The organism is Paraburkholderia sp. J8-2 (assembly GCF_905220195.1).
Lineage (GTDB): Bacteria > Pseudomonadota > Gammaproteobacteria > Burkholderiales > Burkholderiaceae > Paraburkholderia.
Map to the genome: position 1 here is coordinate 55588 of NZ_CAJMZA010000012.1, position 19324 is coordinate 74911.

Below are 19324 nucleotides of genomic sequence, written 5' to 3' on the forward strand. Positions count from 1 at the left end.
GTTCGCGACTCGGTGAGCTGCTCGCTCAGCGGCGCTACGCAGCGCGCGCCGCTCAGACCACGAGCCGGCCGCGCAGACGATCCACCGTTTCGGACGCAATGCCGAGCCCCACGGTGAGATAGCGGTTGAGGTCCCCGTAGCTTCCCTGCACCGCGTCGAACGCGGCCTGCAAATAGCTGGCCTGCACGGGCGGCGCCACATTGACCGAGTCTACGCCCGTCGAGCGCCACGCGGCGCTCAGCATGAAATCCTTCACGATGATTTCGAGCGGCACGTTTGCGATCAGCAGCAACAGCGCGCACGCCCAACCCACCACGTCCACGCCGGTCCCACCCGTGATCAGCAGCGGCCCCGGTGCATCGGCGATATGTTCGAGCAGCGCGCCGTAAATCGAAGATTGCATGCGGCCGGTCACGAGCGTGCGCCAATGCGATTGCATCGCCGCGTCGAGATCGCCGGCCTGCATGCCCGCAAACGACGGCGGCTCGAGCGTACCCAGCACATTGAGCGCAAGGTAAGTGGCCGTGCTCGGCGTCATGTCGGGCGCCGCGTCGATTTCCGCCGGCGTGCGCAGATCGTAGACGTTGGAAAGCGCCATGCGCTCCAGCGTAGCGGCGTCGGCTGCATTCGGTGTGAGCGCGTCGGAGCGGTAAATCAAGGCGCGGCGCACATGCGCGCCGTCGCTCGTCGAATAGCCGGGTGCAGCGCCGCCCAGATCGCGGAAGTTCGCCACCGCACCGATGACGGGCGTCGGCGCATCCTGCGCGCCGTCGCCTCCCGTGTATTCGCCGCCACACGCACTCAGCAACGTGCTGGCGCAACCGCTCAGCGCCAGCAGGCTCACCGTGCCCTTGAGCAGCGCGCGGCGCGGCGGGTTGGCGAGCGTGGCGCGGTCGCTCCGGTTGAAGTTGCCGGTCGCGGCCACAGGCAAACGCTTACGCGCCTGCGCGAACGAAGAGGTGTAGGCGGAGAAAGGCAAAATCATCAGTCGGCAGCTTTTGTAGGGTACCCGCGCTTCGTGCGGGCCGCTGCAACGTCGCGCGTCGCATGCGTTCGGAAAGGGCGCAGTTTACCGGCAGATAAGCCTGAAAGGGTAAAAGCGCAAAACGCCGTAATAATTCTTCCCGATTTTCAGTGCATTGCGCACCGATATTTTCACCGGTTTTTATTTATATTCTTACCGGACCTTTCCATTTACACACAACAGGTAATGATGGTGGTAAAGGGCGTTTAATTCCCGCTTCAAGCCATGCCTGAATATCGGCTCCACGACGCATTTTCTTTATAGTTCCTTCAACTCCTTTCCAAATATTATTCTTGACGCTCTTTGTCGCGCTTTTATAATCGCCCGTAAATTCAGGCATTCGCCTGGCCATCGTGGCCGTCACCGGCTGCCCCTGGGAGTACCACGTCATGTACAAAGGCAGTGTGACCGAGGAAGCGCGCGAAGTCCTGCGTGCAATCGAGCTGATCCAGCTGGGTGCACGCATGCCTGTGCTCGAAAAAGAGCTGACACTGTCGCGCAATCGTTTGATCAGGCTTTATCGGGAACTCAAGAACGCCTCGCCGCCCAAGGGTATGCTGCCGTTTTCGGCGGACTGGTATTTCACGTGGCTGCCGAACATTCACGCGTCGCTGTTCTACAACATCTATCTGTTCCTTACCGACAGAGCGAAATGCAGCCGGCTCGATGCACTCACGCGTGCGTATCGTCTCTATCTCGAACACTGCGAGAGCGCGGAGACCGAACGCGTGCTGAGCTTCACGCGGGCGTGGACACTGCTGCGCTTTTTCGATGGCGGCCTGCTCACGCTGTCGAACTGCACCGTCTGCTCCGGCCGGTTCGTGCGCCACGTGCGCGACGCACACAAGCCCACAGCATGCTGCATTTGCGTACCGCCCGCGCGCGCCGGCATGACGCGCGCAGCACGTGCGACCCGCAGTCCGGAAGCTGACGCCGCGCCCCCCGCCTCCTCCACGCGAGGACGCGCCGCAGCGGCACTGGGCGAACTCTCGGGCACCATGCGCGAAACCATGCGCGACACGCTCGCCGAAGTCACGCGCGCCCTCGATCCAAAGCGTTCCGCGAACCGCCTGCGCCTCGTCCCTTCAGTGCCTGCCTAGGCGACTCACGTCATATCTTCATCGCGCTCTGCATCCGCTTGCAGAGCGCGAATATCGCATGCACAAATCCGGCAGATTGCTTTGTAATCCTGATGGTCGTGCTGATGCTGTAGACGTTCACATTGCTGCGCCGCCAGCTCGATGGCGTGTGAATGTGCCGCCTGCCAGATCTCCCAGGCGATCTGCGCCCCGCTTTGCACGTAATCGTCGTTTTGATCGCGCTCCAGCGCATCGGGCAGCCGCGTGTGAGCTTGCAGATAATGCGTGCGATAAAGCGCCTCGAAAACCTCGCGGCGTGACGGGCGCTTCACGCTCGTCTCTTCACGAACGTTACGGGACTTGTGAGGCGCAAAGACTTCATCCACATGCGGCGTCGAGGCGTACTTCTTTTTGCGGGTAGGGGGTCCCGCGGTCGTCGCGCGAGCCTACGCGCACGACGTTACGGATACCGATATTGTCGCAGGCGGCGCAAAGGAATTGGCCGCGGAATATCGCGAATTTTTCTGCGTTATTCGTGGAGCGTTTCAGCGCCCGGACCTGCGATTATGTAGACATAAGAAAGTCGAAAGGAGTCGACCATGCAAATCGGGGCGGCGACACAGTTCGCCAGCAGCAGCGCCAACACGAACACACTCCGTGCGGGCGCGGCTTCAGACCAGGCAGAACAGGACGGCACGCAGTCGAACAACGGTTCGACGAACGTTGCATCGTCCCCATCGCAGGACGACGCCGTGCGGATTTCGCCGCAGGGCTATGCCGCCGCATCGACGGACGATAGCGCGGACAGCGACCTTGCCGCGAGCGAAGCGACGGATGCAACAGACGCGGCCGATGCGACCGAATCGGCCGATGCGACAGACGCGACGGACGCGGCCGATGTCAGCGATATGGCCGATACCAGCGATACCGGCGACACGGCCGACACGAGCGACGGGGGGTCTACGCCGACCAACGCGCAACCGATGAAATCGCTCGTTTATGGCGCGCTAGGACTCGAGCGTCCCGACGTGCCCGCCGACCCGAACCACACCTATACGATTGGACGCTGGATCGCAGCAGGCATTACGCTGGGCGGCATCATTTCCCTGTTCATCTGAGCGCTCGGCGTGTCAACCCGGCGCGCATCATGTTTCGGATAACAGAGGACACGGGCGGCAAGTCGGCTATCATCACCGCCGGCAAGACAATCAACCCGTCGCGTACACGAGATCCACCCGTGTCTCTCAGCGCTTCAGCCGTTCCGATCGCCGCTATCGCCGCTGCCGCCGTTGCGCTCGTGAAAGGCGGCCCGAAGCAGCCCGCGCCACTCGAGTCGATCAACGCGCCGTTCAAGGAAGTCGACTTCTCCGACCTTCCCGCATTGCGCCGTTTTAGCGCGCGAGACGGTGCGTCACTTGCCTGGCGCGCGTACCTGCCTCCTGCCGGCTCGCCGCAAGGCTGCGTCGTGCTCATCCACGGATCGTCGGCAAGCAGCGCGAGCCTCCACCCGCTCGCGCGCCAGTTCGCCGCCGCGGGCTACGCGGCTTGCGTGCCCGACGTCCGCGGCCATGGCGAATCGGGCCGCAAGGGCACGATCGACTACATCGGCCAGCTCGAAGACGATCTCGAGGATCTGCTCGCCGCGCTGCCGGGCGAGTTGCGCGCGCTGCCGAAAACGCTGGTCGGTTTCTCGGCGGGCGGCGGCTTTGCGCTGCGCTTTGCGGGCAGCACGCGTCAACGTCTGTTCGATCGTTACGTGCTGCTCGCGCCCTTCCTGCATCACAAGGCGCGCACCACGCGCAACGAGGTCGGCGGCTGGGTGTCAGTCGGCTTGCCGCGTGTCGCCGTGCTCGCCTTGCTGAACGGCCTGCGCATTCGCGCCTTCAATCATCTGCCGACGATCGCCTATGCGCTGGCGCCCGAGGTACGCGAGCAGCTCACACCGCAGTATTCGTTCAATTTGATGCAGAATTTCCGCCCGCACGCCAACTACCGCACGGACATACGCGGCGTGCGGCAACCCCTGCATGTGCTGGCCGGCGCCGAAGACGAGGTTTTTCTCGCCCGCGAGTACGCAGCGGCGTTCGAGGAAGCCGGAGCCCACGTGCCGGTTACGCTCGTGCCTCGCGCGGGGCACATCGGCTTGACGCTGGATGCCGTTGCAATCGCCACGATCGTCGGCTGCGTGAAGCAATAAGGCAGGCGCGGCGTGCTGGCGCCATGCCTGTCCGTATCCGCCAGACTGGCGGAATCCGCCGATTGATCTTCGCGGCGAACTGGCCCATATTCGAATCGGTGCGCAAATCAGGCACCGATTTTGCGGCGATTTTGCGGCCATTCGTCAATCGAAGCGAAAGCGCACTGCTCCCATGTTCAATGCCCCTGGTCGCGACGATCCCGGTCCGTCGGAGTGCCCCTACTGTGGGACGAGATTCATTGCACCGCTAGCGCTGTGCCCCCAATGCGGAGCGAATCAACTGGCTGCGGCCGCCCGCATCGCAGCCGCGAGCGAGGGCGCGCTGGATGAACGCGAACGTGCGCATGGGGTCGCCGGGCGTCTGCGCGCGAACCTGGGGGGACTCCCGGGCGGACTTGGCGGCAATCGGGGCTACGACGGGGGCTACGACGGCGCATATCCATCGATCGACGAGGCACACATTGCCGAGCGCTCGCGGCTGCCGCGCTATGCATGGGCAGGCTTCGGCGCGCTTGCGATCGCGTTCGGCGGTTATGCGTTCCTGCATCGCAGCGAGTGGGAGCCGAAACTCGGCGCACAGGTGGTCGTGGGGTCCGTGAGCGGCCCGAAGGGCACGCCTGGCAGGCCAGGCACATCGGGCTCGCCAGCCGCGCTGATCAGCCGGCCGCCAGCCGTCCTGCCGCGAGCGAACGCAGCTCAGCGCAACCTCGTACAGCAAAATGCGCCTGCGGTCGAGCGCGCGCCCGCCGCGCCACGTTATGCAAGTGCGCACCCCGGAGTCGCGAAAGATCTGGCCAGCGCACACGCGAGTCTCGACAGAAACAACCTTTGGCCCGCGCGCAGGGCGCTCACGAGCGCGCTCGCCGTCGAACCCGGCAACCGCGACGCACAGCAGATGCAAGCCGACCTCGTCGCGCGCGAGCACCAGCGCGACGCGTTGATCGGTGAGGCACGGCAATGCGCGCAAGAGCGCCAATGGGCTTGTGTGCGGCAAGACGCGGGACATGCGGTGAATGTCGACGCATCGAGCCGCGAGGCGAAGCGCCTGCTCGCGCTTGCCAGCGCCGAGCGCCGGCCGGGCGGCGGCAAGCGCAGTGGCTGGACCTTGCCATGGGAAAGCCAGTATGCGCAGGCGGCCGACACCCGTTCGCGCCAGGATTCCCTTTTCTGGCATCACTGATTCTTTGCGCCGAACCTTCCCGCCGATCGATTTTGTTAAGGCATCCTACCTAGACGTGCCCGCTAAAAGCGGTCACGCACGGGCCGCCACGGATCTGTCCCGGCGTCTCGCACCCCGCGAGCGCAAACGTCACCACGGCGCGCAAGCCGTTCTGTCCATCTCGACGGTTGTGCAGCGATATCGTGCCGCCGTGCCGCTGCACGATGGCCCGCACGATCGCAAGGCCAAGCCCGCTGCCCTCGACGCCGTGATTGCAGCGGAAAAAGCGGTCGAATACGCGCGTGAGCAAGGCATCGGGAATGCCGGGCCCTGTATCGGTCACCTCAATGTGCGCGCGCCCGTGTACGGCGAAGACGCGCAAATTGACGGAACCCCATTCAGGCGTATAGCGCAGTGCATTGTCTACAAGATTCTTCACGAGCGCGCGCAGATCGGACTCCGGAATCCGCACCTTCGCCGCCGACAATTTCCCGGCACCGATATCGATGCCTTTGGCCCGCGCGATTGGCAACAGGTCGGCAACGACCGAGGTCACCACGTGCGTCACCTCGGGCTCGTCCGTTGCGGTCTCGACGACCTGCGAGTCCGCGCGTGCAAGTTGCAGCAACTGCGCGACAAGCTGGCTCGTGCGATCGATGGTCTGGCGCAGCGCCCGAAACCGCTCCTCGCTGGAAGGCGCAATATCGCCTTCCAGGTTGTCGGCCTGGAGCTTGAGCGCCGTGAGCGGCGTGCGCAACTCATGCGCGGCGTCGGCGATAAAGTCGCGTTCGAGTTTCATCGAAGCGTCGAGACGCCGGATCATGCGGTTGATCGAACACACGAACGGTATCAGTTCGACGGGCAGGCCTCGGGCCGACAACGGCACGAGATGCGCAGAGTCGATCGCGCGCGCCTGCTGGCCGAGCCGCTTGAGCACCCTGAACGACCGGCGCACGCACACATAAACGGCGAGCCATACGGCCGGAATCAGGATGAACACCGGCAGCAACCCTCTAAAGGCACTCGCTTCGGCCATGCGCTGGCGCACCGATATGCGTTGCGCGACCTGGACCACGTCATTGTCGGGCGCGACCAGGGTATAGACTCGCCACGCCTCGCGATTGACAAACTGATCGGAAAAGCCGGGTGCGGCGTCGCGATCGAAAATGACCGCGCTGTCGGTCGTTCGGGCCGGCCGCTCGAGGCCGGGCTCCCAGACCAGCACCACGATGTCGTCCGCGTTCAACGAGCCTGCTGAATGGCGCGGAATGGCGTCCTCGAACATGTCGCGCACACGCTGCGCGACATTCGACAAGCGGCTGTCGAGCACGGCGTTCACGCCAACGCGCGCGAGATCGTATGAGCTGATTGCCTGCGTGATGGTGAAGATCGAAAGCACGATCCCAAGCGAAAGCACGAGTTGCGTGCCAAGCGATCTGGCTTTGGATTTCATTCTGGATTCCTCTACGACCCGATCCATTGGCTGCATCAACGGCAAAAGCCATGGTTGTCCGGTCATGCATCGTGAAGATCGACGGTCCAGCCGAAGCCACGCAGATTGCGAATGACCCCGTACCCGAACTTCTTTCTGATCGAATAAATGAGCACCGCTACGGCGTTGCTTTCGACTTCCTCTCCCCAGCCGTAGAGGCGATCTTCGAGTTGCGCGCGCGACAGGATCGCACCTGGCCGTTCGAGCAGCGCCACCATCAGCGCGAACTCCCTCGCGGGCAGCATTTCGCGGCGGCCGCGAAACGTCAGCTCGCGCCGGTCGAGATCGAGCCCCAGCGTTGCGTTGCCGAGCACGGGAACGCTCGCGCCCGCGCGCCTGCGCAAAACAGCGCGAATGCGGGCCTTGAGTTCCGACGTGTCGAACGGCTTGAGCAGATAGTCGTTGGCGCCGAGATCGAGGCTGCGAATGCGTGTGTCGATGTCGTCGCGCGCCGTAATGATCAGCACAGGTGCTGCGCAGCCCTTCGCACGCATGGTGGTGAGCACATCGATGCCGTCGGCGCCGGGCAACCCGAGGTCGAGCAGCACCACCGCGTAAGCGTGATCGAACACGGCGCGCCTCGCGCTCCCGCCGTCGCGCAGCCAGTCCACGCTGTAGCCGGCGTCCTTCAATGCGCGCATGAGGCTTTGGCCGATATCGATGTCGTCTTCGACAATGAGGATACGCATGAGTCGACCTCCACGGGTCGCCGCCGTTAGCCGGCAGTTTGCTGATACGCAGCGCATGGTAGACCCGCATGCTTAGCGCAAAGTTAGCAACGCGAACGCCGCCTGGCGCGTATGCGCTCACTCGCCACTAACTTTGCGCGATCACTCTGCTTCTCCACGACAGCCCCATTCAATTACCTCGGGGATCGCCGCGCGAGGCGGCGATGTTCCGGGACAACGCGATGAAGCAAGGTGACGCCATGAATCAAGACACGACCACGAGAGCGACAGGGACGTACCGGCCCTATGTCGATTGCCTGCTCGACGAATTCGAATCGCGGGCCGACCAGCCGGTTATCCGCTACGAAGGAACGAACGTGACGGGCCGCGCGCTGCGCAGCGCCATTTACCGCTACGCACGGGCGCTCGAGGCGCTCGGCGTCGACCGAGGCTCGCTCGTCGCGCTCTTCGCGCCCAACCGGCCCGAGGCGATCGCCATCCGTTACGCCGCCAACCTGATCGGCGCAGCAGCGATCTACCTGCCCGCGCTCGCGGATGCCGACCGGCGCGCGGCCCTGCTTGCGCGAATGGCGCCCGCGCTGCTGGTGGTCTTTCCGGAGACCGCCCGCCTTTTACCCGACACGCCCGGCACGACGCCGCTTCGCGTGATGCAGGTCGGCTTCGGCAACGCGGCGACGCGTCTGGACGTGCTCGCCAATGCGCAGCCCGACAGGCCACTGCAGGGACGCAACACGCCAGACGAACTCGCGGTGATCGTTTCCTCGGGCGGCACGACGGGCGTGCCCAAATGCAGCTGCCGTTCGTTCGCAGCCTGGTCGGCGCTCGTGAATGCGCCGCGCGATGAACAACGGCGCCAGCTCGTCAACGGTCCGCTCGCCTACCTGTCACAGGTGCTCGTCGATACCACGCTGGCCGCGGGCGGCACGGTCGTCCTCGAGCGCCGCTACAACCCTGCCGCCACCCTTGCCGCGATCGAAGTCGAACGCATCACCGATCTCCTGCTCGTCGAACCTCAGTTGTTCGAAACGATGGATCATCGCGACGTCCCCTTTCGCGACCTGTCTTCGCTGCGCTCGATCGCGCATGTGGGCGGATCGGCGCCGGCCGTGCTTCGCCGCCGCGCAATCGAACGGTTCGGCCCCGTGCTCACGCATTTTTACGGCGCGAGCGAGGCGGGGATCGTCAGCGCGCTGGCGCCTCACGAATCGGCTTCGAAGCCGGCGCTGCTCGACTGCGCGGGGCGCGTGCGCGCCGGCGTCGATGTGCAATTTCGGCGTACTGATGGCACGCTCGCGGCGCCTGGCGAGCCGGGGAAGATCGAGGTGCGCTCAGCGGCGGTTGCAAAAGGCTACTGGAATCAGCCTGAAGAAGCGGCCCTGAAATTCCGCAACGGATGGTGCCTCACGGGTGATATGGGTTTCATCGACAAAGCAGGCAACCTCCACGTACTCGGGCGCGCGCAAGACATCAGGCGAATCGCCGGCCGCACGATCGCTCCCGTCGATATCGAAGATGTCCTCTGCCGCTTGCCCGACGTGCGCTTTGCGACCGCCTTTGCCAGCAGTGACGCGTTCAGCGACGACCTGTGGCGTGCCGTCGTCGAGCCATGGGCCGGGCGTCGAGTAGACGTGGCGCGATGCCTGCGCGCGCTCGATGCGGCCTTCGGCGAAACGGTTGCGAGTCAGGTCCGCCTCACGCAAAGCCGCGCCATTGCGCAGACCGAACAGGGGAAGGTGGACCGCATGGCGATCATGCGGGCGGCGCCGTCGCACGCCTCGGAAGCGCTCTGCCACGCCGTCGTTCGGCTCCAGCCTTCTTGCTCCATCACTCTGGGCTAACTTTCGGCCCGTACGATGACAATCATCGACGCACCCGCAAGGATACGTTGCCTACTTTCCTCACCTTTGGAGAACTGCCATGAAAAACCTTATCTCTGCTGCATCGCTCAGTGCCGCCCTTGTTGCCGGTCTCTGCGCTTCCCCGCTCGCGCTTGCGGACACCGCAAAACCCGTCACTGCCGTTTCACCCGCAAAGATGACCTGCTCCGACTTCCTCGCCGTGGACGACGCCTACAAGCCAGCACTCGTCTACTGGGTTTCGGGCGTCGACAAGCTCGGCGTGAGCGAGACCGTGACGACGGTCGTGGATGTCGCGACGCCGGTGGCCGCCGTTGTCGGCGAATGCCAGAAGGCGCCGCACGCCCCGCTTGCAAACAAGGTGCACGACCTCTACAAGGGCGGCCGCCTCGCGCTGTTCCAGCATAGCTAAGCGTCTGCCGCACACCCGTTTTCGCAGGAGCCGTCATGAAGCTCAACGCAGACCAGAAAAGCGCCCTGATCCAGGCCTCGAAGCTTGGTATCAACTGTATCGACGCGACCATTCTCCAACTGAAGGCCGAATGCCCCGACGCCTTCCATTCACAGAGAACGTTGCGCAAGCGCCAGTTCCATCACCGACCCGCCTCGGACGCGCCGCATTCCAGCTTCGTTGTGAACCGCAATGCGTAACTGCGTAATCGCGTTCGATCCCGGATTTTTTCCGTCGGCAGCGCGATCGAACGCGAGTTTTCCAACGCGAACGATTTCAAACATTTAGATTAACGAAGTATTACGCGTTCCGATCAAGCCGTAGCCGGCACTCAAGCGCGAACGCTGTCATTCGCGCGCCTCGCTCCCGTCTGCTGAGGGCGTGCCCGCTTGCTCGTCGCGGGCGGCCAGGTCGATGGTCCAACCGAACCCCCGAATATTGCGTATCACGTCATGGCCGAACTTCTTGCGCACGCCGTGAATGAGCACCGCCACAGCATTGCTCTCCACTTCTTCGCCCCAGCCATACAGCCGGTCCTCCAGCTGGGCGCGCGAGAGGATCATGCCGGGGCGCTCGAGCAGCGCCGCCATGAGCGCAAACTCGCGCGCGGACAGTACGTCGCGCTGCCCCCTGTAGCAGAGTTCATGCTTATCCAGATTCAGACTCAACGTTTCGTCGCCGAGCACAGAAACCGCTGCGCCCGCGTGCCGGCGTATCACGGCGCGAATGCGCGCCAGCAGCTCGGAAGTGTTGAAGGGCTTGAGCAAGTAATCGTCGGCACCGATGTCTAGACCGCGAATACGGGTCTCGATGTCGTCGCGAGCCGTCACGATGAGCACCGGCGTCGTGCAACCGCGCCCTCGCGCGGCAGCGAGAACGTCGATCCCATCGGAGCCCGGCAGACCCAGGTCCAGCAACACGATCGAATACGCGTTGCCCACCACCGCCTCCCTCGCCTGCGCGCCGTCCCGGATCCAGTCCACGCTGTAGCCGGCGTCCTTCAACGCACGCATCAAGCTTTGGCCGATATCGATGTCGTCTTCAACGATGAGGATTCGCATGATCAATCATCCGCATGAATGGGCCGCGCCAAGGCGGGCGTTCGCCCGCGCACGCGCGATTGTGATCCGGCGACGCGGGCAAAGGCAAGCGCCCGATAGCATCAAACCGCGCGCTTCGCGGCGGCGTATCGTCCCCATAATCTGATATCGTTGGCGCACGCGCCAGCATTGCCGGCGCGGCGGCGGGCCGCACTGCGCCGCTGGCTAACGCGGGACGAACCGTCATGCTCATGAAAGCCAGATCTCTCAGCACCCAGCTGATCGTCTCGCTGGGCCTGCTGCTCTCCGTCTTCGGAATCGTGCAAGGCGTGACCTCCTACCGGCTCGCTCTCGTCGGCGTGAATGCCCTGCTCGACGATCGGCTCTCGAACGTCGCGGGTCGCATACGCGACGTGTACGAGGCCGCCATTCCGCGCCGCTCCCCTGGCTCCAGCAACGCCGACGACATCGTCGTCGTCGTTTGGACTGCTGAACACAAGTCCTCGCCCACCCGCACCACCGACAGCGCCGTCGAGTTCGACCGCAATTCGCCCACGGGCTTCTCGGAGCAATACGCCGCCAACGAAGCGTGGCGCGTGTATACGCTCGTCACCTATAACGAGGTGATACAGGTCGGCCAACGCATGTCGGTGCGCGTGCGCATGGCACAAGACAGCGCCGCACGCGCGCTGACGCCTGTTTACGTGCTGATTCCGGCCGTGTGGATCGCGGTGTACCTTTGCGTGCGCCGTGCATTCCGGGTACTCGACCGGCTCGGACGCCGCGCCCAGGCAATCGATTCGACGAGTCTCGAGGCCCTGCCGGACGAAGGCCTGCCCATCGAGCTTCGTCCGTTCGTCAGCTCGATCAACCGCATGATCGAGCGGCTCGACGGATCGATGCGGCTCGAACGCGATTTCATTTCCGATGCCGCACATGAGTTGCGTACCCCGCTCACCGCGCTGAAATTGCAGGCCGACAATCTGCAAGGCGACATTGCTCCGCAAAACCGCGAGCGCTTCCAGGCACTGCGTCGGGGAATCGAACGCACGAGCACACTCGTCGCCCAGCTGTTGCAGCTGGCGCGCGCGGATGCGCAGATGACGTCTGCGCCGAGCGCTTCGATCGACGTGACGCAAGTCGTTGCTTCAGTCGTCTCCGAGCTGCTGCCCATCGCCAACCAGAAGCGGATCGATATCGGCGCGAGCGAATTGACGCCGGCGCGCATCTGCGCAACCGAGTCGGACCTGCGCGCCGTGGTCAAGAACCTGATCGGCAACGCGCTGCGCTACACGCCCGACGGCGGCTCCGTCGATTTGCGCGTGCTCGCCGCGAATGGGCAGGCACGCATCGAAATTGCCGACACGGGACCCGGCATTCCCGAAGCGGCGCTTCCGCGTGTATTCGACCGGTTCTTTCGCGTGAACCATGGCGTCGAGGGCAGCGGTCTCGGGCTCGCGATCGTACTCGCGATCGTGACACGCTACGGCGGTCGCGTGACCCTCGAGAATCGCCATGACGGCGTGACGGGGCTGCGAGCCATCGTGGAAATGCCGCTTCTCGCCAAGGATGGCGCGCACTGCGCCGAGGCGCCCTGACGTCCTGGCGCGCCGAGCTTGCGCAGCGGGCCGATGGGCCGGGACGCCTCGCATCGGGTCTTCGGTTTGGCTCCTGCTAACTCACGACTCATTCTGCTTCGCGATGATGCTTCTCATCGACGGCTCGCCGTCCCTGTTCAAGGAGAAGCATCATGTTCGCCAAACTCGTCAGCAAACTCGAAGCGCACTTCGCCGCTGTGGAAGCTCGACAACGCGAGGCTTACCTCGCCTCGTCCACTGATCTTGCAGAACTCGAGCGCCGCAACCGGTATTTCGATGCGCACCACAATCCGTTCGCGCCTTACTACGTCGATGAGCAAATCGACTGGCGGCATTGACGCGCGACGAGTCATAACTCACGTCTAACTTTCGCGCGTCAGCATGCTATCCGTGCACTGACTGGACACTTCCATCATGAAACCCTCACGAACCGCCTGCCTCGTCTTATCCGCCTGCATCGTCGCCCTCGGACTGGGCGGGTGCGCCGTCATTCCGCCAACGGGCCCAACCGTGGTCGCATTGCCGCCAAAGGGCAAGCCGCTGGGCGAATTCCAGCAGGAGGACTATGTATGCAGGAATTACGCCTTCCGCACGGACGGCGCAGCCCAGCCCTCGGCGAGCCACGACGCGCTGGGTAGTACAGCGATCGGCACCGCAGGCGGCGCGGCGGCGGGAGCGCTGTTAGGCGCCGCGGCGGGCAATGCCGGTGTTGGCGCAGCGATTGGCGCCGGCGCGGGTTTGCTGCTTGGGAGCGCCGTCGGCGCCAATAACACCCAGGCGAGTTCCGCGAGCTTGCAGGCCAGTTACGACGCGGCTTACTCGCAATGCATGGCGTCCAAGGGAAATAGCATTTCGCAGCCGACCGTCTACGCAACTGCGCCCATGTATGCGCCGCCCCCCATGCTGGCGCCGGCGCCGGTTGTCTATGGCTACCCGCGCTCCTTCACCTACTGGGCGTACTGAGGGCCCTCACAATGTCCAAGACCATCGTCGTTGCAATCAGTCAGAATTCATCCGATGCGTTCCTCGCGGCGGCGCTCGACACAGCCAGAAATTGCGATGCGCATATTGTCGCCGTGCATATCGTCGATTTGACGCCCTGCTTCAAGGGGATGGGCGACCACCTGGACTACGGCCTGATCGCGGGCGCAATGGAAGAAGGCGGCCGCGAGACGCTGGCCCGCGCGATGCGGATACTCGAATGCAATCGACACGGTGCGCAAGCGCGCATGGTGACATCACCGATGTCCGGTTCGACCATCGGCCGCCAGATCGCCGCGGTTTGCGACGCAGCCGGTGCCGAGCGCGTTCTTCTGGGAATTCGCAAATCGGGTTGGTGGCGCTTCATGAATGAGGATGTCGCTGCGACCGTGCAGCGCCAAACGAGCACACCCGTACAGATCGTCGTCACATCACGCTCCGCGCCCGCTGTTCATCGCTCGCTCCGGCACAGCCATAAACACCCACAATCAGGATGGGTTCGCTGAACGAGGTTGCAGGGGCGAACCGGTTTGGCGACACTACGCCTGCCGTTGCGAAACGCTGCAGGTAACGGCACGCAGTGCACATCCCGCACAAGCCGTCCGGAACGCACAACGAACGCAGCGCCGCAAGCACGGAAAAAGGCCTCATGAAGCTACTAGTCGCGACCTATGGCACCGAAGGCGATGCGCGCCCGTTCGCCGCGCTGTGCCGTGGCTTGATGGACGCCGGGCACGACGCGCACCTGCTCGCCGATGCGGCCACGCTGGGCAGCGCCCACGCACTCGGCGTGCCGGCCACCGCGCTCGCCGGCGACATTCGCGGCATGCTGCGCCCGGACCACGCCATCGCCGGTGTCGTCGAGAAAGGCGGCGGCTTCAACGAGACCGCACGCGCGCTCGCGAAAATCGCCAACGAAAACGCGCAGTCGTGGATGCGCACCCTCGTCGAGGCCGGCGAGGGTTGCGACGCCATTCTGGTTGCGGGCCTGGCCGCGTTCGTGGGGCTTTCCGCGGCGGAATATCTGGGCGCGAAAGGCATCGGCGCAGGCATGATCCCGCTCACGCCCACGGCGGCCTTTCCCTCGGCGTTCTTGCCGCCCAGATGGGTGCCGCGCGTGTTCAACCGTGCGAGCCACGGCCTGGTGAACGGCATGCTCTGGAAGGCGTTCCGCGACCAGACCAACGTCGCGCGCGCGATGTTCGGCCTGCCGCCGCGCAAGGCGGTCTGGAAGGACCACCCGATGGTTTATGGCATCTCGCCAAGCCTGCTCGCCGCGCCCGCCGACTGGCCCGCCAACGCGCATCTTTGCGGGCAGTGGCTGGCGCCGAGCCCGGCCTGGACGCCGCCGCCCGCGTTGGCGCACTTCCTCGCTGCGGGCGAAGCGCCCGTCTATATCGGCTTTGGCAGCATGACGGGTTTCGACACTGCGCGCTTGCTGGCCGCGCTGATCGAAGCCATGCAGGGCCGGCGCGCACTCTTCTACCCGGGCTGGAACGGCATCGATCCCAACGCGCTGCCCGAAAACTTCTTCGTTGTCGGCGACACGCCGCACGACTGGCTGTTCCCGCGCACCGCTGCCGTCATTCATCACGGCGGCTCCGGCACTTCGCACTCCGCAACGCGTGCGGGCGTGCCTTCCATCGTGACGCCGTTCGCGGGCGACCAGTTCTTCTGGGCGCAGCGCCTGCGCGAGGCGGGCGTCGCACCGGTGGCCGTCGATGGGCGCAAGCCCAGCGCCAAAGCGTTCGCGAGCGCGCTCGACTTTGCCGCCAGCGAAACGGTGCGAAGCCGTGCCCGCGCATTAGGCAAAACGATGCGTGCGGAAAACGGCGTGGAGAATGCGGTAGCGACCCTCGAGCGCATCGTTGCCGTCGACGTGCGCGAGGGAGCCTGAAGCTAGCCGGTCAGCGAGGCCGCAATCGCCTTCCTGAACGGCATGAGCCGGGAAGCGGCGCGCAGCATGAAGTCGCGCGCCAGTTTTGCGGGCGCGGTGTTGTTCGTATAGACATCAGTGATGAAGCGGGTCGCGAGATAGAGCGGCCGGGTCGCGCGGCGATGCTGCGTTTCGTAGCGTTGCAAGACCTGTAAGGCACCGATGTCGAAGCCGCTATTTTTCGCCTCGATAATTCGGTTACCTAAGGTTTCCACGCCGAGCAGACCGAAATTGAAACCATGCGCGGTCACTGGATGCATGCCGACCGCGGCGTCCCCCACGACCGCGAAGCGTGTCCCGACAAAACGCTCCGGATAGACGGCCACGAGCGGATAGACATGCCGCGTGCTCGCCAGCTTCATCGCGCCTAGCCTGCGCATGAAACGTTGCTCGATATGCCGCGCGAATTCGTCGGGCTCGAGCGCTGCGATCTCATTGACCAGGCCCACCGGCAGCGTGAGCACGACCGACGACTGATGCGCGTTCGTCGAACGCTGCGCATTCATGGGAAGCAACGCGAGCGTTTGCTCGTACCCGAACCATTCCCACGCCGCGTGCTCGTGCGGCGCCTCATGCGTCATGCGGCAAACCAGCATGGCCTTGCCGAAATCGTGCATGTTGGCGGCAATGCCCATCATCTTGCGCGTGGCCGAAAAGCGGCTGTCCGCGGCGACGATCAACTTCGCCGAGAGCGTCTCGCCGCTCTCCAATGTCACGCTCGCCAGATCCTCGCCGGCTTTCACGCCGCTGACCTTTTGCGCCGCGAGCAGCGTCACGTCGCCGTGCTCTGCCGTGCTTTGGCGCAGCGCCTCATAGGCAGCCTTGCGAATCAGGTGATTGGAGACCAGCCAGCCCAGCTCCGTGTGCCCGCTCAGTTCGTGCCCGATCTCGAGCGCCCCCGGCGAGGGACCATTGAACACCTTGGCGCTGCACAGCGGAGCACGCGCGTGCGCTTCAATGCGATCCCAAAGCCCGAGCTTGCGCATCAAGCGCACCGATTTCTGCGTCAGCGCGATCTCGCGCCCGTCGAACTGCGGCTCGCTGATGTCGGCGAGACACTGCTGCTCGACCATGACGATCTTGAGGCCAGAACCCCTGAACGCGCGCGCAAGACATAGCCCCACCGGCCCGGCGCCCACAATAACGATATCTGCTTGCATGAATCGAACGAATTGAAACTGACTCAAACGACCTGATCAATCTTTGCGATGCCGCGTTCGCGCAACCCTTCGACCATGAGCGCGTCCATCGACTTCACATGCCACGCGAACCATTCGCGCAGTTCACCCACCAGTTGCCGGCCCGTTTCGAAGCGCCCCTCGTCGGCAACTTGCCTGCGTATTTCGCCGGCCACGTTCAGCACGTGCCGATGCTGGCCCGCATGGCAATGGCGCGGACCGAAGTGCATTTCCTGCATCCACGCTTCTTCCTGCGCGAAATGCTGCTTCGTATGGGCGACCCACGCGTCGAACGCGCCGAGCCATGTTTCGTCGCTCGCGTGCGCGAGCGCGTCGAGCAGCACGACGAACTCGGCATGCATCGTATCGGTCATGGGTTCGCCCAGTTGCAGATCGGGCGTAAGCGTTGGCGAAGGGCGCGACGCGTGTGAGGTCATAGAGGAAGGTGGCGGCGTTCAGCAGCGCTCTGAAATGCCCTCGCGGGCAAATTCTCACGATACCGGGGCACAGGGGATGGCGCGCTGATTTTTGGCAAATGTCGCACGATCGGTCGCTGAGGCGGATGGACGCGGCGTGCCCGCATGGAAGCGGTCAGACGAAGGGGATGTCGTTTCCGGCTCAGCGCGGATTGCGCGGACCGCAAATATCGAAGGATGCGAGAAGAAGTGCCGCAGGCGTAAAAACATGAAGCCGCGCGGCGCGCGGCTCAAACCAGTTCAGCGAGATTGACGAGGGCGCGGTCGCCGTCGGATTGTGCTTCGTTTTCGGCGCGGAACGTCTTCTCGCTATAAGCGATGACCTTGAACCCGCCGCCTGCCGAACGCTCGATGGTGATACCCCAGTGCCAGCCGCCTTCCTGTTCGAATACGTGCAGCCTCGGACTCGATGGTTGGCTCGGCGATTGAAAAATATTCATGTGAAGCCTCCCGTAGTGGGAATATCGTCTCGGACGATTGCCTGGATACGAATCAGTCTAAAAACCTCCGTGCTGCGACGCAATACGGAATTACGTGGACGTGAGAACCCTGATGCGCGGCGCTTTATTCGAGAATTACCCTGGTTATGATTCGACGCGTGGCAACCGCAAATGCCGCCATCGCAAACGCCGGGACAGCAATGTTCGCTTATCGCAGCGCGTTTTAAGGCGCGCGTGCCGGAATCGTCGAACTGAACGACATGGGAGACGCGACTATGACCGATGACGAACGCGCCATTCGCGAGCTCGTGCAGACCTGGATGGACGCCAGCCGCGCGGGCGACACAGCCAAAGTGCTAAGCCTGATGACCGACGACGTGGTGTTCACGGTGCCCGGCCAGGAGCCGTTCGGCAAAGCCGGGTTCGCTGCGGCCTCCGAGGCGCAGCCAGCCATGCGCATAGAGGGCACGGCGGAGATCGTGGAGCTGCAGGTGATGGGGGACTGGGCTTTTCTGCGCAATCGCATCGACATTTCCATCACGCCGCCGGGTGCAACCGAGCCGATGCGGCGTGCGGGCTACACGCTCACGCTCGTGCGCAAGGATGCGAGCGGGCGCTGGCTGCTCGCGCGCGACGCCAATCTTGTGGCGCCGAAGCCATAAATCCGCTTGAGCGCGCCAGGTCGCCGGTCTTGCGCACACGCACTTGCTTTCATCACTGAAAGAAAAGAATCCCGCCCGACAAGCCTCGCAGCGTTGCGCCCCTTTTTTCAATCAGAAAACCTTATCGATTCCTTCAGTTTATTGAGTTTCCCTTAATCGTGCGCTTGCGGCAAAGTGACGCTCATACGCTCGGAGCCCCTCCTTGAACCAACGCATCGATCCCTCCCTACTAGCTGCGCCCGACCTGTCGTACGCCACGTTGCACTCGGGCATTGCCCTGCCGTTTCTCGAGCGCGGCGAAGGCGAGCCGCTGCTGTTCGTCCACGGATCGCTCTGTGATTACCGTTACTGGATGCCGCAGCTCAATGGCCTCTCCGAGCATTTCCGCTGCATCGCGCCGAGCCTGAGCCACTACTGGCCCGCTGCTGACGCCTGCATCCAGGGCGACTTCGGCTGGGAGAGCCACGTCACCGAGCTGGCCGATTTCATCACCGCGCTCGGCCTCGAATCGGTGCACCTCGTGGGTCACTCGCGCGGCGGCTGCGTGGCGTGGCATCTCGCGCGCCGCTATCCGCGGCTCGTGCGCACGCTGGTGCTGGCCGACCCGGGCGGCCCGCTCTCGCGCGTGGACAACGACGACGCCGCGCTGCCGCCCGCCACCAACGCGCTGCGCACGCGCGCAGCCGACCTCATCCATGCCGGCGACGTCGAAGCGGGGCTCGAGTTGTTCGTCGACTCCGTGAGCGTGCCGGGCGCCTGGAAGAAGGGTTCGGCGGCGTTTCGCCAGATGGCCATCGCCAACGCCACGACCCTGCCCAAGCAGTTGCAGGACCCGCTGCCGCCCTATGCACCGCGCGCCGCCGGCGAGATCAAGTGCCGCACGCTGCTCATCGACGGCCAGCGCAGCCCGCTCATGTTCCGCAACAACGTCGAAGCGCTCGAAGAGTGGATCGCGTTCGCGCGGCGCGTGACGATCAAGGGCGCCACGCACGGCATGAACGGCACGCACCCCGACCTCTTCAACACTCACGTGCATACCTTCATCACGCAGGGTTGAGACCCGCCT

General features: G+C 64.2%; 23 protein-coding genes. 14 read left to right on the forward strand and 9 right to left on the reverse strand.

Annotation, left to right across the window (positions count from 1 at the left end; genetic code table 11):
* Positions 1–52 precede the first annotated feature (52 nt).
* Together U5A52_RS24270 and U5A52_RS24275 are read right to left on the reverse strand one after the other, a co-directional pair.
* The gene (locus tag U5A52_RS24270) at positions 53–985 is read right to left on the reverse strand and encodes a tyrosine-protein phosphatase (RefSeq protein WP_321910060.1); all 933 of its coding nucleotides are present in this window, start codon (positions 983–985) and stop codon (positions 53–55) included.
* A gap of 184 nt (positions 986–1169) precedes the next feature.
* Entirely contained in the window at positions 1170–1364 is a 195-nt protein-coding gene (locus U5A52_RS24275) for a hypothetical protein (RefSeq protein WP_321910062.1), read from the reverse strand.
* Positions 1365–1413: 49 nt separating this feature from the next.
* Here U5A52_RS24275 and flhC point away from each other — a divergent pair, with 49 nt between their 5' ends.
* Complete coding sequence (flhC, locus tag U5A52_RS24280) at positions 1414–2124, forward strand: flagellar transcriptional regulator FlhC (RefSeq protein ID WP_321910064.1); 711 nt, start codon at positions 1414–1416, stop codon at positions 2122–2124.
* 5 nt (positions 2125–2129) lie between these two features.
* Here the strand turns inward: flhC and U5A52_RS24285 are convergent, their stop codons facing one another.
* Positions 2130–2489 (reverse strand): hypothetical protein, encoded by a 360-nt coding sequence (locus tag U5A52_RS24285; RefSeq protein WP_321936529.1) that lies wholly within the window; start codon positions 2487–2489, stop codon positions 2130–2132.
* Between the two features lie 213 nt (positions 2490–2702).
* Here U5A52_RS24285 and U5A52_RS24290 point away from each other — a divergent pair, with 213 nt between their 5' ends.
* The 3 genes from U5A52_RS24290 (at position 2703) to U5A52_RS24300 (ending at position 5480) form a co-directional block, all read left to right on the forward strand.
* Positions 2703–3221: a hypothetical protein gene (locus U5A52_RS24290; protein WP_321910066.1), complete on the forward strand. Its 519-nt coding sequence runs from the start codon at positions 2703–2705 to the stop codon at positions 3219–3221.
* 119 nt (positions 3222–3340) lie between these two features.
* Entirely contained in the window at positions 3341–4300 is a 960-nt protein-coding gene (locus U5A52_RS24295; RefSeq protein WP_321936530.1) for an alpha/beta hydrolase, read from the forward strand.
* 172 nt (positions 4301–4472) lie between these two features.
* Positions 4473–5480 (forward strand): hypothetical protein, encoded by a 1008-nt coding sequence (locus U5A52_RS24300; protein ID WP_321936531.1) that lies wholly within the window; start codon positions 4473–4475, stop codon positions 5478–5480.
* Positions 5481–5529: 49 nt separating this feature from the next.
* Here the strand turns inward: U5A52_RS24300 and U5A52_RS24305 are convergent, their stop codons facing one another.
* Together U5A52_RS24305 and U5A52_RS24310 are read right to left on the reverse strand one after the other, a co-directional pair.
* Positions 5530–6912, reverse strand: a complete 1383-nt coding sequence (locus U5A52_RS24305; RefSeq protein ID WP_321936532.1) for a sensor histidine kinase — start codon at positions 6910–6912, stop codon at positions 5530–5532.
* A gap of 62 nt (positions 6913–6974) precedes the next feature.
* A complete protein-coding gene (locus U5A52_RS24310) occupies positions 6975–7640 on the reverse strand; it encodes a response regulator transcription factor (RefSeq protein WP_321936533.1) in 666 nt (221 codons plus the stop codon).
* Positions 7641–7879: 239 nt separating this feature from the next.
* Here U5A52_RS24310 and U5A52_RS24315 point away from each other — a divergent pair, with 239 nt between their 5' ends.
* From U5A52_RS24315 to U5A52_RS24325, 3 genes are all read left to right on the forward strand, one after another.
* Positions 7880–9478 carry an AMP-binding protein gene (locus tag U5A52_RS24315; RefSeq protein WP_321936534.1) on the forward strand — a complete coding sequence of 533 codons (1599 nt, stop codon included), beginning with the start codon at positions 7880–7882 and terminating at the stop codon, positions 9476–9478.
* Positions 9479–9557: 79 nt separating this feature from the next.
* On the forward strand, positions 9558–9908 hold the full coding sequence (locus tag U5A52_RS24320) for an HdeA/HdeB family chaperone (RefSeq protein WP_321936535.1): 351 nt from the start codon (positions 9558–9560) through the stop codon (positions 9906–9908).
* Between the two features lie 35 nt (positions 9909–9943).
* On the forward strand, positions 9944–10147 hold the full coding sequence (locus U5A52_RS24325; protein WP_321936536.1) for a hypothetical protein: 204 nt from the start codon (positions 9944–9946) through the stop codon (positions 10145–10147).
* 147 nt (positions 10148–10294) lie between these two features.
* Here the strand turns inward: U5A52_RS24325 and U5A52_RS24330 are convergent, their stop codons facing one another.
* Positions 10295–11008 carry a response regulator gene (locus U5A52_RS24330; protein WP_321910078.1) on the reverse strand — a complete coding sequence of 238 codons (714 nt, stop codon included), beginning with the start codon at positions 11006–11008 and terminating at the stop codon, positions 10295–10297.
* Between the two features lie 230 nt (positions 11009–11238).
* On the opposite strand from U5A52_RS24330, the gene U5A52_RS24335 reads away from it, so the two are divergent.
* The 5 genes from U5A52_RS24335 to U5A52_RS24355 all read left to right on the forward strand — a co-directional run bounded on the left by U5A52_RS24335 (position 11239) and on the right by U5A52_RS24355 (position 15463).
* The gene (locus U5A52_RS24335; RefSeq protein WP_321936537.1) at positions 11239–12585 is read left to right on the forward strand and encodes a HAMP domain-containing sensor histidine kinase; all 1347 of its coding nucleotides are present in this window, start codon (positions 11239–11241) and stop codon (positions 12583–12585) included.
* 152 nt (positions 12586–12737) lie between these two features.
* Positions 12738–12923: a DUF3563 family protein gene (locus U5A52_RS24340; RefSeq protein ID WP_321910081.1), complete on the forward strand. Its 186-nt coding sequence runs from the start codon at positions 12738–12740 to the stop codon at positions 12921–12923.
* Positions 12924–12999: 76 nt separating this feature from the next.
* Complete coding sequence (locus U5A52_RS24345) at positions 13000–13548, forward strand: glycine zipper domain-containing protein (protein ID WP_321936538.1); 549 nt, start codon at positions 13000–13002, stop codon at positions 13546–13548.
* Positions 13549–13559: 11 nt separating this feature from the next.
* Entirely contained in the window at positions 13560–14072 is a 513-nt protein-coding gene (locus U5A52_RS24350; protein ID WP_321936539.1) for a universal stress protein, read from the forward strand.
* 143 nt (positions 14073–14215) lie between these two features.
* A complete protein-coding gene (locus U5A52_RS24355; protein ID WP_321936540.1) occupies positions 14216–15463 on the forward strand; it encodes a glycosyltransferase in 1248 nt (415 codons plus the stop codon).
* A gap of 2 nt (positions 15464–15465) precedes the next feature.
* Here the strand turns inward: U5A52_RS24355 and ubiM are convergent, their stop codons facing one another.
* The 3 genes from ubiM to U5A52_RS24370 form a co-directional block, all read right to left on the reverse strand.
* Positions 15466–16662 carry a 5-demethoxyubiquinol-8 5-hydroxylase UbiM gene (gene ubiM / locus U5A52_RS24360; RefSeq protein ID WP_321936541.1) on the reverse strand — a complete coding sequence of 399 codons (1197 nt, stop codon included), beginning with the start codon at positions 16660–16662 and terminating at the stop codon, positions 15466–15468.
* 23 nt (positions 16663–16685) lie between these two features.
* Entirely contained in the window at positions 16686–17117 is a 432-nt protein-coding gene (locus tag U5A52_RS24365; protein WP_321936542.1) for a hemerythrin domain-containing protein, read from the reverse strand.
* Positions 17118–17386: 269 nt separating this feature from the next.
* Positions 17387–17596: a hypothetical protein gene (locus U5A52_RS24370; RefSeq protein ID WP_035514678.1), complete on the reverse strand. Its 210-nt coding sequence runs from the start codon at positions 17594–17596 to the stop codon at positions 17387–17389.
* 275 nt (positions 17597–17871) lie between these two features.
* Between U5A52_RS24370 and U5A52_RS24375 the strand changes: the two genes are divergently transcribed.
* On the forward strand, positions 17872–18258 hold the full coding sequence (locus U5A52_RS24375) for an SgcJ/EcaC family oxidoreductase (RefSeq protein ID WP_321910098.1): 387 nt from the start codon (positions 17872–17874) through the stop codon (positions 18256–18258).
* A gap of 202 nt (positions 18259–18460) precedes the next feature.
* Positions 18461–19315 carry an alpha/beta hydrolase gene (locus tag U5A52_RS24380; protein ID WP_321910100.1) on the forward strand — a complete coding sequence of 285 codons (855 nt, stop codon included), beginning with the start codon at positions 18461–18463 and terminating at the stop codon, positions 19313–19315.
* Positions 19316–19324: the final 9 nt, after the last annotated feature.